At 66.5% G+C, this 14927-nt stretch carries 19 protein-coding genes; 9 read left to right on the top strand and 10 right to left on the bottom strand.

What is annotated here, in order from left to right:
• Positions 1-36: 36 nt before the first annotated feature.
• Positions 37-315, top strand: coding sequence for an ETC complex I subunit (locus tag AC58D2_RS15635; RefSeq protein WP_497391916.1), 279 nt, complete (start codon positions 37-39; stop codon positions 313-315).
• A gap of 40 nt (positions 316-355) precedes the next feature.
• Here the strand turns inward: AC58D2_RS15635 and AC58D2_RS15630 are convergent, their stop codons facing one another.
• From AC58D2_RS15630 to AC58D2_RS15610, 5 genes are all read right to left on the bottom strand, one after another.
• Positions 356-574, bottom strand: coding sequence for a DUF4170 domain-containing protein (locus AC58D2_RS15630; protein ID WP_497391914.1), 219 nt, complete (start codon positions 572-574; stop codon positions 356-358).
• Between the two features lie 95 nt (positions 575-669).
• A complete protein-coding gene (locus AC58D2_RS15625; protein WP_497391912.1) occupies positions 670-1059 on the bottom strand; it encodes a hypothetical protein in 390 nt (129 codons plus the stop codon).
• Entirely contained in the window at positions 1043-1447 is a 405-nt protein-coding gene (locus AC58D2_RS15620; RefSeq protein ID WP_497391910.1) for a hypothetical protein, read from the bottom strand. The genes AC58D2_RS15625 and AC58D2_RS15620 overlap by 17 nt, the downstream gene beginning before the upstream one ends.
• Positions 1447-1902 carry a phage holin family protein gene (locus AC58D2_RS15615; RefSeq protein ID WP_497391908.1) on the bottom strand — a complete coding sequence of 152 codons (456 nt, stop codon included), beginning with the start codon at positions 1900-1902 and terminating at the stop codon, positions 1447-1449. The genes AC58D2_RS15620 and AC58D2_RS15615 overlap by 1 nt, the downstream gene beginning before the upstream one ends.
• Positions 1903-1909: 7 nt before the next feature.
• On the bottom strand, positions 1910-2449 hold the full coding sequence (locus tag AC58D2_RS15610; protein WP_497391906.1) for a hypothetical protein: 540 nt from the start codon (positions 2447-2449) through the stop codon (positions 1910-1912).
• 251 nt (positions 2450-2700) lie between these two features.
• On the opposite strand from AC58D2_RS15610, the gene eno reads away from it, so the two are divergent.
• The gene (eno, locus tag AC58D2_RS15605; protein ID WP_497391904.1) at positions 2701-3975 is read left to right on the top strand and encodes a phosphopyruvate hydratase; all 1275 of its coding nucleotides are present in this window, start codon (positions 2701-2703) and stop codon (positions 3973-3975) included.
• Between the two features lie 18 nt (positions 3976-3993).
• Here the strand turns inward: eno and AC58D2_RS15600 are convergent, their stop codons facing one another.
• Positions 3994-4752: a class I SAM-dependent methyltransferase gene (locus tag AC58D2_RS15600; RefSeq protein ID WP_497391902.1), complete on the bottom strand. Its 759-nt coding sequence runs from the start codon at positions 4750-4752 to the stop codon at positions 3994-3996.
• A gap of 81 nt (positions 4753-4833) precedes the next feature.
• On the opposite strand from AC58D2_RS15600, the gene AC58D2_RS15595 reads away from it, so the two are divergent.
• The 7 genes from AC58D2_RS15595 (at position 4834) to AC58D2_RS15565 (ending at position 10523) form a co-directional block, all read left to right on the top strand.
• The gene (locus AC58D2_RS15595) at positions 4834-5631 is read left to right on the top strand and encodes a helix-turn-helix transcriptional regulator (protein WP_497391900.1); all 798 of its coding nucleotides are present in this window, start codon (positions 4834-4836) and stop codon (positions 5629-5631) included.
• 30 nt (positions 5632-5661) lie between these two features.
• Positions 5662-5988, top strand: a complete 327-nt coding sequence (locus AC58D2_RS15590; protein ID WP_497391898.1) for an FtsB family cell division protein — start codon at positions 5662-5664, stop codon at positions 5986-5988.
• 127 nt (positions 5989-6115) lie between these two features.
• Positions 6116-7186 (top strand): pyruvate dehydrogenase (acetyl-transferring) E1 component subunit alpha, encoded by a 1071-nt coding sequence (pdhA, locus tag AC58D2_RS15585; protein ID WP_497391896.1) that lies wholly within the window; start codon positions 6116-6118, stop codon positions 7184-7186.
• Between the two features lies 1 nt (position 7187).
• Positions 7188-8591: a pyruvate dehydrogenase complex E1 component subunit beta gene (locus AC58D2_RS15580; RefSeq protein WP_497391894.1), complete on the top strand. Its 1404-nt coding sequence runs from the start codon at positions 7188-7190 to the stop codon at positions 8589-8591.
• Between the two features lie 142 nt (positions 8592-8733).
• Positions 8734-9366 carry a hypothetical protein gene (locus tag AC58D2_RS15575; RefSeq protein ID WP_497391892.1) on the top strand — a complete coding sequence of 211 codons (633 nt, stop codon included), beginning with the start codon at positions 8734-8736 and terminating at the stop codon, positions 9364-9366.
• A gap of 81 nt (positions 9367-9447) precedes the next feature.
• Positions 9448-10176 (top strand): serine O-acetyltransferase, encoded by a 729-nt coding sequence (gene cysE, locus AC58D2_RS15570; protein WP_497391890.1) that lies wholly within the window; start codon positions 9448-9450, stop codon positions 10174-10176.
• The gene (locus AC58D2_RS15565) at positions 10176-10523 is read left to right on the top strand and encodes a DUF2794 domain-containing protein (RefSeq protein WP_497391888.1); all 348 of its coding nucleotides are present in this window, start codon (positions 10176-10178) and stop codon (positions 10521-10523) included. The genes cysE and AC58D2_RS15565 overlap by 1 nt, the downstream gene beginning before the upstream one ends.
• Positions 10524-10600: 77 nt before the next feature.
• Here the strand turns inward: AC58D2_RS15565 and AC58D2_RS15560 are convergent, their stop codons facing one another.
• From AC58D2_RS15560 to AC58D2_RS15545, 4 genes are all read right to left on the bottom strand, one after another.
• Positions 10601-12112, bottom strand: coding sequence for a SulP family inorganic anion transporter (locus AC58D2_RS15560; protein ID WP_497391886.1), 1512 nt, complete (start codon positions 12110-12112; stop codon positions 10601-10603).
• Positions 12112-12804: a carbonic anhydrase gene (locus tag AC58D2_RS15555; protein WP_497391884.1), complete on the bottom strand. Its 693-nt coding sequence runs from the start codon at positions 12802-12804 to the stop codon at positions 12112-12114. Before AC58D2_RS15555 ends, AC58D2_RS15560 begins: the two co-directional genes overlap by 1 nt.
• Before the next feature lie 82 nt (positions 12805-12886).
• Positions 12887-14206 (bottom strand): ATP-binding protein, encoded by a 1320-nt coding sequence (locus AC58D2_RS15550; RefSeq protein WP_497391882.1) that lies wholly within the window; start codon positions 14204-14206, stop codon positions 12887-12889.
• Complete coding sequence (locus tag AC58D2_RS15545) at positions 14203-14913, bottom strand: response regulator (RefSeq protein ID WP_497391880.1); 711 nt, start codon at positions 14911-14913, stop codon at positions 14203-14205. The genes AC58D2_RS15550 and AC58D2_RS15545 overlap by 4 nt, the downstream gene beginning before the upstream one ends.
• Positions 14914-14927 lie beyond the last annotated feature (14 nt).

The raw sequence follows: 14927 nt of genomic DNA, 5'->3' as shown, positions 1-14927 counted from the left end.
AAGGCGGCGGCGTCAGCTTCCCGAGAGGATCGAAGAATGAAAGCGCGGATTTTCCAGAAACCGAAGAATGCGATGCAGTCGGGTCGCGCCGGAACGCAGCGCTGGATTCTGGAATTCGCCCCTTCGGAGGCGCGCAAGGCCGACCCTTTGATGGGCTGGGCGGGCAGCGGCGATACCCGCCGCCAACTGCGCCTTGGCTTCCCGAGCCGCGACGATGCGGTCGCTTATGCGGCTCGTAACGGCATAGACGCAGAGGTCGTGCCGACCCCGGAACGCACGCTGAAGATTCAGGCCTACGCCGACAATTTCCGTTGAACGATGCAACAGCGGCGGCCGGAAAGGCCGTCGCGATCGATCAGTCCTCGACATCCGGTTGGAGCAGCCGGTGCAAGTGGACGACGACATATTTCATTTCGGCATCGTCGACGGTGCGCTGCGCGGCGGCGCGCCAGGCCTTTTCCGCCGATTTATAGTCGGGATAGAGGCCGACGACATCGAGGGCGGACAGATCGACGAAATCGAGGCCCTGCGGATCGCTGACGCGTCCGCCGAATACCAGGTGCAACTTGCTCATTTTCGCTTTCCTTGGCGTCATGCGCGGGAGGAGGGGAGGTGGCGCCCCCTACCAGCGCCGCGCCGCCACGGCAAGCGGATGAGGCGCACCGGCCGTCAGGAGTCGCGTCGACCGCCCTTGGGCAGCAGCGACCCGACAAGTGCGCCGAGTGCGATCGCGCCCGCGACGAGGGCGATCGGCTGTTCCTTGGCAACGTCCTTCAGCTTGCTGTTGGCGCGCTTCGCCTGGACCTTTCCCTTGGCATAGGCTTCGCTCGCCTGCGCCTTGCCCTTTTCATAGGCCTGTCCTGCGGCTTCGCGCGCGACGTCCGCCTGTTCGCGGCCCTTGCTGGCCAGTTCGCTGGTCGCCGTGCGGGCGCGGCCATAGCCTTCCTGGATCCGGGCGCGCGCCGCGTCGGCGGTCGCCCTGGCGTTTTCGGCGGTTTTCTCCGCAAGTTCACTCGCTTTCGCACGCGTCTCGCGGGCGGTGTCACGCAGCGGTTTCATCGTCATAGTCCTCCATATCGGTATCTGTTTCGGCCTCGTCGGCCGGGGCATGGTCATCGTGCGCCGGGCGGAAGCGGTCGATCGTCGCGTCGACCGTATCGCGCAGCCTGCGGCCGAGGCGCGGGGCGTGCTCGCGGATCGGCTCGCGGAAGAGCCAGACCGCACCGGCGACCGCCGCAAGCGCGATCGGCAGGCGATTGCTGCGAAACTGCTCGCGCACCGCATGGGCCGTGTCGTCGACCTTTGCACCGACGCGATATTTGGCGCGGCCGACGAGCGCGGTGGGCTTGAAGGCCCCGCGCGCGGTATCGAGCTTGCGTTGCAACTCGCTGCGCTGGAGCATCGACCGGCGCGCGGCGTTGATCAGGCGGGCTCGCGATGGTCGCATCAATCCTCTCCCGCTTCGTGCATCAGGTCGCGGCGCAGCGCGGTCCGGACGTCCCCGGCGCTCGATTTCGCGCGCCACCCTGAAAAGGCGGCAAGCGCAACCAGCGCGGCGACGACGACCAGCGTCGCAAGCAGCGGCCCGATGTGCGGCGCCAGCACGAGGATCGCACCGAACGCGATTGCCAGCATCGCGACCAGAAGCGCACAGGCGGCGACGAAGCCCCAGGCGGAGGCCCATTTCACCCCATGCCCGGCCAGCGCGGCCCGCGCTTCGAGCAGGGTCATTTCGGCCCTGGCGGTCTCCGACAGATTGTCGACGACGTCGCGTACGATGTCCTCAAGCGGTACCGGCGGCGTCGATTCGGGCGAACCTTCGGGCGCAAAGCCGTGGCTGACGCGGTCGTAGCCGCGCCGGGTTTCGGGGTCGGGCGAAGTGTCGGGGTCGGGAGACGTCAAGGCCGGATCAGTCGTTCGATCCGCCCTTCAGCATCCGGGCGAGCACAAAGCCGATCACCGCCGCCGCGCCGACGGCGACCGCCGGGCTCTTCTTCACGAAGTCGCGGGTCGCGCCTGCAAGCTCGTCGAGATCCTTCTGATCGAGCGTCGAGGCAAGGCCGGCGACGGTCGAGGCCGCCGACCGGGCATAGTCGCCATATTGCTTGCCGAATTTGTCGTCGACCGTGCCCGCGCTGTCCTCCAGCATCTTGGCAAGGCTGCCGACCGCTTCGGCGGCCTTGTCCTTGCCTTTGGTCGCCGCGTCGCGCGCCTTCGTGGACGCCTGGTTGGCGAAATTGGTCGCATCGCTCTTCATCGATGCGGCCTTCTTCGACGCCTCGCTCTTTATCGTGTCGCGGGTCGCGGCCAGCTGGTCGCGGATCGGATGCTCGGCAGCGGCCGCCTTCGGCGCCGCGGGTTTGCGCGCGGGCGCTTTTTTCGTCGCGCCGGGTTTCGCGGGCGCGCGGGGCGTGGCTTTCTTGGCGGCGGGAGTAGCGGCTTTGGCCATCGGGCGTGATCCTTCTTCTTATAGGGGCGCGCCACTTTGCGGCGATCGGCGATCGACGGCTAGTGCCCGGCCCTTTTCGGTCCTGTATCAATATATAGCAAGGCGCGCGAAATGGTTCCATAGCGCCGCAAAATTCGTCGGTATCTGCGTAAAATTCCTATGCACCTTGCCTTGGCCGGATGCCGCCGATAACAGGCGGGCGCCTTCTCCACCGGGCCGCGCGCCGGCCCCTTTTCAGCAGGACACGTTCCATGACCGCCATCATCGACATTCACGGCCGCGAAATTCTCGACAGCCGGGGCAATCCGACGGTCGAAGTCGACGTGTTGCTGGAGGACGGCAGCTTTGGCCGCGCCGCGGTTCCGTCGGGCGCCTCGACCGGCGCGCACGAAGCGGTCGAACTGCGCGACGGCGACAAGGCGCGCTATCTGGGCAAGGGCGTCACCAAGGCGGTGTCGGCGGTGAACGGCGAGATCGCCGAAGTGCTGATCGGCATGGAAGCCGAAGACCAGCGCGACATCGACATGGCGATGATCGACCTCGACGGGACGCCCAACAAGGGCCGCCTCGGCGCCAATGCGATCCTGGGCGTCAGCCTTGCGGCCGCGAAGGCCGCGGCGGATGCGCGCGGCCTGCCCCTCTATCGCTATGTCGGCGGGGTATCGGCGCGCACGCTCCCGGTGCCGATGATGAACATCATCAACGGCGGCGAGCATGCCGACAATCCGATCGATGTCCAGGAATTCATGATCATGCCGGTCGGCGCCGGCAGCATCGCAGAGGCGGTGCGCTGGGGTAGCGAGATTTTCCACACGCTGAAAAAGGGGCTCGCGCAGAAGGGTCTCGCCACCGCAGTCGGCGACGAGGGCGGCTTTGCGCCCAACCTTGCCTCGACGCGCGATGCGCTCGACTTCATCGCCGCTTCGGTCGACCAGGCGGGGTTCAAGCTGGGCAGCGACGTGGTGCTGGCCCTCGATTGCGCCGCGACCGAATTCTTCAAGAACGGCAAATATGAAATCAGCGGCGAAAACCTGTCGCTCAGTCCGGAGCAAATGGCCGAATATCTCGCCGCGCTCGTCGCCGACTATCCGATCAAATCGATCGAGGACGGGATGAGCGAGGATGATTTCGCCGGCTGGAAGGCACTGACCGACCTGATCGGCGACAAATGCCAGCTCGTCGGCGACGATTTGTTCGTCACCAACCCGGCGCGTCTGGGCCAGGGGATCGAGGACGGCCTCGCCAATTCGCTGCTCGTCAAGGTCAACCAGATCGGGACGCTGTCCGAAACGCTCGACGCGGTCGATATGGCGCACCGCGCCCGCTACACCGCCGTGATGTCGCACCGTTCGGGCGAGACCGAGGATGCGACGATCGCCGACCTCGCGGTCGCGACCAACTGCGGTCAGATCAAGACCGGCAGCCTGGCACGCTCGGACCGGCTCGCGAAATACAACCAGCTCATCCGTATCGAGGAGGAACTGGGGGACATGGCGCGCTATCCGGGAATGGCGACTTTCGGATAAGACGGCCCGCGTCGGGCGCTATCCGACCTCGAACAGCGCGACGTCGATCGTGAACGAGCCGTCGTGTTCGATGGCATAGTGACGCGCGGTTTCGGCGCTCGCCTGTTGCTGAAGCGCGCGGATCGCGGCCATGTGCGCGGCGGGCGTCCGCATTCGCGCGGTCCAGTCGGCAAAATCCATGCGCAGCCGCGACCGGGACATGCCGCCAACGTCGAAGCCGGCGCGTGTCAGCATCGCGGTCCACTCGTCGATGCGGTAATCGCGGACGTGCGAGCCGTCGCGCAGCAGTTCCACCGCCTGCAAATGGGTGTCGAGGGCGGGTGCGGCGGGCGCCACCACGTCGACGAAGATGGCGCGCGCGCCGGCTGCCAGCACGCGCCGCGCCTCGCGCAGTCCCGCCTCGGCGTCGTGCCAGTGATGGGTCGAAAAGCGGCAGGCCAGAAAATCGAAATGACCATCGGGGAAGGGCAGGTCCGCGGCCGGCGCGACCTGCGTTGCGATCGTGCCGATCCCGCGGCGCCCGGCCTCCTCCGCCACGGCGGACAGCATATCGGGGGCAAGGTCGCAGGCGACGACGGTGCCGGCATGCGGGGCGAGCGCATAGGCGACATGGCCGCCCCCACAGCCAAGGTCGAGGGCGCGCTTCGGCGCCGCGTCGGCCGCGCGCGCGGCGATCGTTTCGAGGTCGGCGCCCGACGCATGGACGGCACTGGCGACATAGGCGTTGGCGGTCGGACCGAATTGGCCGCGGACCAGGTCATTGTGCGAGGCAGTCATCTTCTTCTCCTTCGGGTCCGCGATCCAGCCGATGATTTACCCTGTTACAATGGATAAAGTTATCCTGTTATAAAACCCATCATGCAGACCGAGGAACAGCGCAGGCTTTTGGGGGCCTTCCTTAGGGGGCGGCGCGAAGCGATGACGCCGTCGTCGCCGCCGCGTCGTCGCCGGACACCGGGGCTGCGCCGCGAGGAGCTGGCCGACCAGGCCGGTATCGGCACGACCTGGCTTGCATGGGTCGAGCAGGGGCGCGACGTGCGGCCGTCGGCGGCGACGCTCGCGCGACTTGCCGATGCGCTGCATCTGTCGGGCGCCGAACGCGACTATATGTTCACGCTGGCGGGGCGGCGCGATCCCGACGCCCCCGTTCATCCCGCAGCGGCTTCGGCGCCGCCGGCGATCGCGGCGGCGGTCGCCGCGCTCGACTGGCCGGCCTATGGCCTCGACCCGGCCTGGTATGTCTGCTGTGCCAACGCCGCGGCGCGCCGGCTGTTCGTCGGGTTGTTCGACGTTGACGACCTGCCCAACCTGCTCGACTATGTCTTCACCCATCCCGCAGCGCGGACGCTGCTGCCCGACTGGCGCGCGCGCGCCGCGCGCATCCTGTCCGAATTCCGCCGCGATTTCGGGCGCGGGGTCACCGATCCGCGCGTTCACCTGGTCGTCGACCGCTTGTGCGCGGTCAGCCCCGAATTCGCCGCCGAATGGGATCGGCAGGCGGTGTTGCCGCACGAGGGCGGCGAACGGCAATTCGATCATCCGGAGCTGGGCCGCCTTGCGTTCGACCAGCGGACGCTGGCCGAGGTCGAGCGCGGCGATTTTCGTCTGGTCTTCCTTGAACCCGCCACGGTGGAAAACCGTCGCAAGGCGCCTTGACGGCGCGAATCACTTGTGATTCAAGGCCGTATGACGCAGCGCCACAAAGTTCGGAAATCGGTGAACCGGGCCATCGGTCCCACCGTCGCGCTGCTCGCGGTGCTCGCGATGATCGGCTATATCATTTTCGGGCCGACCGGCCTCTATGCCTGGGGCGATTACAGCCAGTCGGTCGAGAAGAAGCGGGTCGTGCTTTCGAAGCTGACCAAGCGTGAAAACGAGCTTCAAAACCGGGTCAACCTGCTCGACCGGCGGCGCGTGGATCCCGACCTTGCGGACGAATATGTGCGCGAGAAACTGGGCGTGATGCATCCCGACGAAATCGCCATCCCGATGGACGGGAACGCGAAGCCCTGAACCCCGGGGTAGCGGGCAATTTGCATACGTAGTGCCGAAACCGCGGGGAAGAGGCGGGCGTTGCCAAGCGGGGCAGGGCAGTCCTATAGGGGCCTTGCCGTAACGGCTAAACGCAAAGGAAAGCACCTTGGCCAAAGCACCCGCGCGCAAGACCGCCGCGCCAAAAAAACCTGCATCCACCCCAGCTCCCAAATCGAACCGCGAGACCCCCCGCGAGCCCGCACCCTATGAGGCGACTCCGGAAGAGCTCGAGAAATTCTATCGCGAGATGCTGCTCATCCGACGCTTCGAGGAAAAGGCGGGGCAGCTTTACGGGCTCGGCCTGATCGGTGGCTTCTGCCACCTCTACATCGGCCAGGAGGCCGTTGCCGTGGGCCTGCAATCGGCGCTCGACGGCGACAAGGACAGCGTGATCACCGGCTATCGCGACCACGGCCACATGCTCGCCTATGGCATCGACCCCAAGGTCATCATGGCCGAGCTGACGGGCCGCCAGGCCGGCATCTCGAAGGGCAAGGGCGGCTCGATGCACATGTTCAGCGTCGAGCATAAATTCTATGGCGGACACGGGATCGTCGGCGCGCAGGTCGCGCTCGGCACCGGCCTTGCCTTCGCGCACAAATATCGCGGCGATGGCGGCGTGGCGATGGCCTATTTCGGCGACGGCGCCGCGAACCAGGGCCAGGTCTATGAAAGCTTCAACATGGCCGAGCTGTGGAAGCTGCCGATCATCTTCGTGATCGAGAACAACCAGTATGCGATGGGCACCAGCGTCAATCGCTCTTCGGCCGAGGACCAGCTTTATCGCCGCGGCGAGAGCTTCCGCATCCCCGGCATGCAGGTCGACGGCATGGACGTGCTCGCGGTGCGCGGCGCGGCCGAGGCGGCGCTCGAATGGGTGCGTGCGGGCAAGGGACCGATCCTGCTCGAGCTCAAGACCTATCGCTATCGCGGTCACTCGATGTCCGACCCCGCCAAATATCGCAGCCGCGAGGAAGTGCAGGCGGTGCGCGACAAGTCCGATGCGATCGAGGGACTGAAAAAGCTGATGCTCGACGCGGGGGTCAGCGAGGAACAGATCAAGGGAATCGACAAGGAAATCCGGGCCGTCGTGAACGAATCGGCCGACTTCGCCGAAAATGCGCCCGAGCCCGAACTCGGCGAACTGTATACCGACGTGCTGGTGGAGCAATATTGAGATGGCGATCGAACTGAAGATGCCGGCGCTGTCGCCGACGATGGAAGAGGGTACACTCGCCAAGTGGCTCGTCAAGGAAGGCGACGAGGTCAAGTCGGGCGATATCCTCGCCGAGATCGAAACCGACAAGGCGACGATGGAATTCGAAGCCGTCGACGAAGGCACGATCGGGCAGATCCTGGTTGCCGAGGGCACCGACAATGTGAAGGTCGGCACCGTCATTGCGACGATCGCGGGCGAGGGAGAGGATGCTTCCTCAAATTCCGCTCGTGCTGAGCCTGTCGAAGCACCGTCCTCCTCTTCGGCGGCGCCGGAAGAAAAGGACGGCCCTTCGACAAGCACAGGGCAATCGGAAGAAAGGGCGCAAAAGCCCGCCCCGACCGAACGCGCGTCGGACCCGGCGATCCCCGAAGGCACCGCGATGAACCGCCTGACCGTGCGCGAGGCACTGCGCGACGCGATGGCCGAGGAAATGCGCGCCGACGATCGCATCTTCGTGATGGGTGAGGAAGTCGCCGAGTATCAGGGTGCGTACAAGGTCACGCAGGGCCTGCTCGACGAGTTCGGCGACAAGCGCGTCGTCGATACGCCGATCACCGAATATGGCTTTGCAGGGCTCGGCACCGGCGCGGCGATGGGCGGTCTCAAGCCCATCGTCGAGTTCATGACCTTCAACTTCGCGATGCAGGCGATCGACCACATCATCAACTCGGCGGCGAAGACCAACTATATGTCGGGCGGCCAGATGCGCTGTCCGATCGTCTTTCGCGGTCCGAACGGCGCGGCAAGCCGAGTCGGCGCCCAGCACAGCCAGAATTATGCGCCGTGGTATGCGAGCGTGCCGGGCCTGATCGTGATCTCGCCCTATGACGCCGCCGACGCGAAGGGTCTGCTGAAAGCCGCAATCCGCAGCGAAGATCCGGTCGTCTTTCTGGAAAACGAGCTGCTTTACGGCCGCAGTTTCGACGTGCCCGAGGTCGATGATTTCGTCCTGCCGATCGGCAAGGCGCGGATCATGCGCGAGGGCAACGATGTGACGCTCGTCAGCTATTCGATCGGCGTCGGGCTCGCGCTCGAGGCCGCCGACGCGCTGGCAGAGGACGGCATCGACGCCGAGGTGATCGACCTGCGCACGCTGCGCCCGCTCGACACCGCCACGGTGCTGGCAAGCCTGAAGAAGACGAACCGCCTCGTCATCGTCGAGGAAGGCTGGCCGACCTGTTCGATCGCCAGCGAACTCGCGATGGTCGCGATGGAGCAGGGCTTCGACGATCTCGACGCGCCCGTCACGCGCGTGTGCAACGAGGATGTGCCGCTTCCCTATGCGGCCAATCTCGAAAAGGCGGCGCTCGTCGACACCCCGCGCGTGATCGCGGCAGCGAAGGCGGTGTGCAATCGCGGTTGAGATCGCGGGGCTACACCCCATTTCCGTTCGTGCTGAGCTTGTCGAAGCACCGTTCTTGCCATCACGGAGAAAGAACGGCCCTTCGACAAGCTCAGGGCGAACGGTTTTCTATTTATAGGCGCTGTTCTAACGCAGTCGTTGCATGACAAGCGAAGCTGAAGCCCCCTATCCCGACCTGCGTGACCCGCGCGTTCTGGTCGCGGTCCGGCCGGAGCGCCGCCCCGCGCTGGCGGCGCTATGGTCGCTTGCCGAGCGGCTGACGGCGCTGTTGCGCGATACCAGTGAGCCGCTGATCGGTCAGATCAAGCTTGCCTGGTGGCGCGACATGCTGGCGCTGCTCGCCGCCGACCCGGCGGCGCTGCCGAAGGGCGAGCCGTTGCTTGCCGACCTTCAGGCGAACTGGAGTGGGCAGGGCGGTTTCGACACGCTCGTCGATGCGGCCGAAGCCCTGTTGTTGGCCGAAGATGCCGACGCGCGCGCATCGGCCGCGGCGGCCTTCGGAGCGGCGCTCTTCGGGCTGTCGGGCGGCGATCCCGTCTCGGGACGGCGCTGGGGGCTGCTTTGGGGCGCGGCGCAGCAAAAGGAAGAGGACGATGCGCGCCGACTGTTCGCCGATGCCCGCGACGCCGTCCCGCCGCCCCGCACCGCTTTCGCCGGACAGCGCGCGCTGCTTCTGCTCGATCGCTGGGCCGCCGCGATCGCTGCGCGCGGCGGCGAACGACGATGGCGCAGCGAGGGGTGGCTGCTGTTTCGGCTGGGGCTCTTCGCTCGTTAACGAATAAGGCGCGTCGGGGGTGGAAATGATGCGCCGCCGTCTCTATCTTGCGCCGACAACAGGATCGCAGGGGACAATGCGATGTTCAACAGCCTGGTCGCCTATCTCGATTCGATCAAGGCGCGCGACCCCGCACCGCGGTCGCGGTGGGAAATTCTTCTCTACCCGGGGCTGCTCGCCGTCGGCATGCACCGCGTCGCCCACTGGCTGTTCGAGGCGCGGCTGTTCTTCCTCGCGCGCTTCATCAATCACCTCGCGCGTTTCCTGACCGGAATCGATATCCATCCCGGCGCGACGATCGGCCGCCACCTGTTCATCGATCACGGCTTTGGCGTCGTGATCGGCGAAACCGCCGAGATTGCCGACAATGTCTCGATCTATCAGGGCGTCACCCTCGGCGGCACCGACCCCGCCAACGGCATCGGCGGCAAGCGCCACCCGACCCTGTGCGACGATGTGATCGTCGGTTCGGGGGCCCAGATACTCGGGCCGGTGACCGTTAACGAGCGCGCGCGCGTCGGCGCCAATGCTGTCGTCACGAAGGACGTCCCCGAAGGCGCGGTGATGGTCGGCATTCCGGCCCGCTCGACGCTGGTCGATGCGACCGAATATGCGCGCGAGTTCGTCCCCTATGGCACGCCGTGCAGCGAAACTTTCGACCCCGCGACGCAGAAAGTCGAGCTGTTGCAATGCCAGCTCGAGCAATTGCAGAAACAACTCGCCGCGTTGATCGCCGAGCGCGATGCCGCGGCCGTGGACAATGACGACGAAGCGCCGCAGCGGCGCAAAGGGAGCCGGAACCGGGCCTGATGGGAACGGTAACGCCCTTGCCGCACGTCATGCGCGCGGCACCGCTGCAAGTCGGGTTCGACCGTGAGGAACTGACCCGCATTCTCGACCTTTACGGCCGCATGGTCGCGGCGGGGCGCTGGCGCGACTATGCGATGGACTTCCAGCGCGATGCCGCGATCTTCTCGGCCTTTCGCCGCACCGCGGAGCGTCCCGAATATCGCATCGAAAAGCGCCCGGCCTTGCGGAGCCGCCAAGGTCTGTGGGCGCTGGTGTCCGAAGCCGGGGCGGTGCTGAAGCGCGGGGACGAACTCGCGAACATACTCGCCCCTATCGAACGCAAGCTGATGAAGCTGGTGGGCGACTGACGGCCAGCCGACCGCGGCGAGTGTGGGCCAGATCTGACGCCTGACCCACACCCGTTCCTCCCGTAGGAGCCCTTTGGTCAGGCAGCGAGCGCGCGAAGGCGCCGGTCGCTGCCCAGCAAGGTCGTTTGTCCGCCCTGCGTCTTGCGGCGTTCGACCCAGTCGCGGATCAGTTCGGCGCAGCTGTGGTCGAGTCCCGACAGCTGTGCGCAATCGAGCGTGACCGGCTTGTCGGACGGAAGCGTGCCGAGCGTCGCCTCCAGTTTGGGAAGCTGGACGAACGTCGCCGCGCCCGACAGGCTGACATGTTCGCCTTCTTCGACTTCCGATCGATCGACCCGGAGCCGCAGGCGGCGGAGGTGGGGGATCAACTCGACAAGCGAGAAGAGGATGCCGACGATCACGCCGGTGAGCAGGTCGACCGCGACGACAAGGACGAGCGTCGTCGCCCAGATCAGCACCGGCAGCAGTCCGTGATTGCGGAACAGCTCGCGCGCATGGTCGAACTTGACGAGCCGCCAGCCGGTCACGACCAGCACCGCGCCCAGCGTCGCCATCGGAATCTCGCGCATGACGAAGGGGAGCAGCGCGACGAAGCCCAGGATCCAGACGCCATGCAGGACCGCCGACAGCCGCGTTGCCGCGCCTGCCTGCACATTGGCCGAGCTACGGACGATGACTCCCGTCATCGGCAGCGCGCCCGCGCCACCGCACAACAGGTTGCCGACGCCCTGCGCGCGCAGCTCCTTGTTGAAGTCGCTGCGCGGGCCGTCGTGCATCTTGTCGACGGCGGCAGCCGACAGCAAGGTTTCGGCGCTGGCGATGAACGCGACCGCGACCGCGGCGGCCAGGATGTCGGGGGTCAGCCAGCTCAGAACCGACGTTTCGGGCGGGGCAATCGCGGCGACGATCGAATCGGGCACGTCGACGCGCGTCACCGCCAGGCCGAACAGCATGGCGACCAGCGTTCCCGCGACGACGCCGAGCAGCGCGCCGGGGACGAGGCGCAGCGATGCCGGGCGCCATTTTTCCCACCCCAGCATCACGCCGATCGTGACCGCGGCGATCGCCAGCGCGAGTTCGGCGCCGCCGGGGCTCGCCGCGTCGAGCCCGAGCAGCCGGCCCGGGATCGCGGCGATATTCTCCAGCCCGCTGGCCAGCGGCCGGGCGTCGAACAGAACGTGAAACTGGCCGATGACGATCAGCACGCCGATGCCGGCGAGCATTCCGTGGACCACGGCCGGAGAGATGGCGCGGAACCAGCCGCCGAGCTTGAAGATGCCGGCCGCGAGCTGGACGAGCCCGGCGAGGATCAGGATCGGCCCCAGGGCTTCGAGGCCCTGGGTGCGGATCAGCTCGAACACGATGACCGCCAAGCCGGCGGCGGGACCGCTGACCTGAAGCGGCGAGCCCGCGAGCAGCCCCACGACGATGCCGCCGATGATCCCGGTGATCAGTCCCTTTTCGGGCGGGACGCCCGACGCGACCGCGATGCCCATGCACAGCGGTATCGCGACCAGAAACACGACGATCGACGCCGCGAAGTCGCGCGACAGGGTGCCCGGGCTGGCGGGGAGAGCCTGGCTGGACATCAGGCGGCCTCCGCCTCGTTCGCCTTCATTGCGAGGCGCTGCGCGGCGGGGAGGGCGACGGGCAGGGGGTCTTCGGCGCGGATCGGCACAAATCGGCCCGTCTGGCCATCGAGGCCGAGGATCTGGCCCTGATGGATGTCGACGAACCAGCCGTGCAGCGAAATTTCGCCGCGCGCAATTCCGGCGGCAACCGACGGATGGGTCCGCAGGTGGGCGATCTGGACCACGACATTCTCGAGGCTTGCGGCCCGCACGCGGCCGCCTTCGTCGAGCTCGTCATATCCGGTCCGCACGACATGCTCGGCGGCATGGCTGTGGCGCAGCCACGCGGCGACATTGGGCATTCCGTCCATCATCTGCGGGTTCATCAGCGCTTTCATCGCGCCGCAGTCCGAATGGCCGCAGACGATGATGTCGCGCACGCCGAGCGCGGCGACGGCATATTCGACCGTCGACGATACCCCGCCATTCTGGGTCGCGAACGGCGGGACGATATTGCCGGCGTTGCGGCAGACGAACAGGTCGCCGGGTTCGGCCTGCATGATCTGTTCGGGGACGATGCGGCTGTCGGCGCAGGAAATCATCAGCGCCTTCGGGCTCTGGCCGTCGGCGACGAGCTTGGCGAACAAATCGTTGCGGCTGGGGAAGACGCGCTTTTCGAAGTCGAACACGCGTCCGATGACGTCGTTCATGAAACCACTCCTTGCTGATTGGTTTCACGCAAATGGCGCCGCTATTTTGCTGCGGTGCGGCGGCTATGTAACGAAATGTTGCTCAGCGGCGGGGCAACCGAATTCGCGCGCCCAATCCGCCCAGGTGACTGATTCCCAAGCTCAATTGGCCGTCGTGCATCGTTGCGACGCGCTCGACGATCGACAGGCCGAGCCCGAATCCGCCCGTGTCGCGCGCCCGTGCGCTGTCGAGCCTGGCAAAGGGTTGCAGCGCCTGCGCGCGCTGGTCGTCGGGGATGCCCGGGCCGTTGTCGCCAACCTCGATCTCGACCCAGCTTTCGGCTTCGCGCAGCCGCACTTCTACCCGGCTGCCAAAGTGCAGCGCATTGTCGACAAGGTTGAGCAGCGCGCGCTTGAGCGCGACCACCTGCACCGCCATCACCAGATGGTCGGGACCGGCATAGACGACGTCGTGACCGTGGTCGCTCGCGTCGTCGACGATCGTCGCGCACAATATCGCAAGATCGGATCGCGTCGCTTCGCTCGCCGGCTGGTCGATGTCGCCCGACAGATAGGCGAGCAGCGAATCGATCATCCCTTCCATCTCGACGATGTCGTGCTGGATCTCCGGGCCGACCTCGGGATCGGCGATGCGTTCGGCGCGCAGGCGAAGCCGGGCGAGGGGGGTACGAAAATCGTGGCCGACCGCCGCCAGCGCCTGGGTGCGATCGGCGATCATCGCGGTGATGCGTCGCTGCATGTCGTTAAAGGCGCTGATCACCTTGCGCACCTCGGCGGGGCCGCGCATCGGCACCGGTTCGAAATCGCGCTGGCCAATCGCCTCCGCGGCCCTCGTGAGGTCGCGGAGCGGGCGCAGCGTGTGAAGGATCAACAGGCTGGCGAGCAACACCAGCGCGACCGCGGGGACCAGCGTCGACAACACGCGCCCGACAGTGAGGTCGAGCTGACCGATATGGTCGCGCGCGCTGAAGCGCACCCAGCTGCGATCGTCGAGCCGGATCGCACCGCTTATCGTCCCGTGCCGCCCGGGAGATTGCAGGTAGAGGCGCAGGTCGCGCGCCTGGATCTCGGGCTCCCAGTCGATGATCTGCCGGGTGATGACCTCCAGCTTAGGAGAGACCGGGGGCGGGTTGGTCAGTCGTTCCTGCCACGTCAGGTGATAGCGCGAGGTCGTCAGTTCAGAGGCCACGGTGTCGCGTTCGGCCACCGGCGCTTCCTCGATCAGCTTTGCCGACAGCACCAGATGTTCGGCCAGGCGTCGCGCCTTGTCGCCGGTGATCGAAAACTGGCTTGCGCGCTCGTACAGGAACGTGCTCGCCGCGCTTTCGAGCAGCACGGCGGCGAACAGGATCGCCACGATCTGGCCGAACAGGCCGAAGGCGCGGCGCTCGAGCAGCTTCAAAGCCGGTCCACCGGAACGTTGAGCATATAGCCGATGCCGCGCACCGTAACGATCGGTGCGGGCCGGTCGTCGGCCGACAATTTGCGCCGCAGCCGGCTGATAAGAACGTCGACGCTGCGGTCCGAACTGTCGCCGAGCCGCGTGCGCGAAAGCTCGATCAGCCGCTCGCGCGCGATCACGCGCTGGGCATTGTCGCACAGGCTGACCAACAGGTCGAATTCCGCGCCGGTCAGCTCGATTGCGACCCCGTCGGGCGAGGTCAGTTCGCGGCGCGGCAGATTGGCGGTCCAGCCATCGAAGCGCAGAATGCCGCGCTCGCGGTCGGCGGGCGGGCGCTCGATCGCATGGCGGCGCAGCACGGCGCGGACGCGCGCGATCAGCTCGCGCACTCCGAAGGGCTTGGGGATATAATCGTCGGCGCCGAGTTCCAGCCCGACGATCCGGTCCATCTCGGTTCCCTTTGCCGACAGGAAGATGATCGGAACGTCGCTCGTCTTTCGAATCTCGCGGCAGATATCGATCCCCGACGTTCCGGGCAGCATCACGTCGAGCAGCAACAGGTCGGCGGGCGCCGCGCGCAGCGCGTCCCACATCTGGGGCGCGGTGCTCGCGGTGCGCACGATATAGCCATGTTCCTGCAGCGCGCGGGCAGTGAGGGTGCGGATCGGCGGATCGTCTTCCACCATCAGGATATTGGGGGGTGTCATGCCTTCGCCTGGGA

It is taken from the genome of Sphingopyxis sp. CR5, assembly GCF_059693785.1.
The sequence above is the reverse complement of the archived record's forward strand: the minus strand, read 5'-3'. Positions and strand labels throughout refer to the sequence as shown.

Coding starts and splice junctions, on each gene's coding strand:
- AC58D2_RS15635 (WP_497391916.1), top strand. CDS start 37: ATGAAAGCGCGGATTTTCCAGAAACCGAAGAATGCGATGCAGTCGGGT.
- AC58D2_RS15630 (WP_497391914.1), bottom strand. CDS start 574: ATGAGCAAGTTGCACCTGGTATTCGGCGGACGCGTCAGCGATCCGCAG.
- AC58D2_RS15625 (WP_497391912.1), bottom strand. CDS start 1,059: ATGAAACCGCTGCGTGACACCGCCCGCGAGACGCGTGCGAAAGCGAGT.
- AC58D2_RS15620 (WP_497391910.1), bottom strand. CDS start 1,447: ATGCGACCATCGCGAGCCCGCCTGATCAACGCCGCGCGCCGGTCGATG.
- AC58D2_RS15610 (WP_497391906.1), bottom strand. CDS start 2,449: ATGGCCAAAGCCGCTACTCCCGCCGCCAAGAAAGCCACGCCCCGCGCG.
- eno (WP_497391904.1), top strand. CDS start 2,701: ATGACCGCCATCATCGACATTCACGGCCGCGAAATTCTCGACAGCCGG.
- AC58D2_RS15600 (WP_497391902.1), bottom strand. CDS start 4,752: ATGACTGCCTCGCACAATGACCTGGTCCGCGGCCAATTCGGTCCGACC.
- AC58D2_RS15595 (WP_497391900.1), top strand. CDS start 4,834: ATGCAGACCGAGGAACAGCGCAGGCTTTTGGGGGCCTTCCTTAGGGGG.
- AC58D2_RS15590 (WP_497391898.1), top strand. CDS start 5,662: ATGACGCAGCGCCACAAAGTTCGGAAATCGGTGAACCGGGCCATCGGT.
- AC58D2_RS15580 (WP_497391894.1), top strand. CDS start 7,188: ATGGCGATCGAACTGAAGATGCCGGCGCTGTCGCCGACGATGGAAGAG.
- AC58D2_RS15575 (WP_497391892.1), top strand. CDS start 8,734: ATGACAAGCGAAGCTGAAGCCCCCTATCCCGACCTGCGTGACCCGCGC.
- cysE (WP_497391890.1), top strand. CDS start 9,448: ATGTTCAACAGCCTGGTCGCCTATCTCGATTCGATCAAGGCGCGCGAC.
- AC58D2_RS15565 (WP_497391888.1), top strand. CDS start 10,176: ATGGGAACGGTAACGCCCTTGCCGCACGTCATGCGCGCGGCACCGCTG.
- AC58D2_RS15560 (WP_497391886.1), bottom strand. CDS start 12,112: ATGTCCAGCCAGGCTCTCCCCGCCAGCCCGGGCACCCTGTCGCGCGAC.
- AC58D2_RS15555 (WP_497391884.1), bottom strand. CDS start 12,804: ATGAACGACGTCATCGGACGCGTGTTCGACTTCGAAAAGCGCGTCTTC.
- AC58D2_RS15545 (WP_497391880.1), bottom strand. CDS start 14,913: ATGACACCCCCCAATATCCTGATGGTGGAAGACGATCCGCCGATCCGC.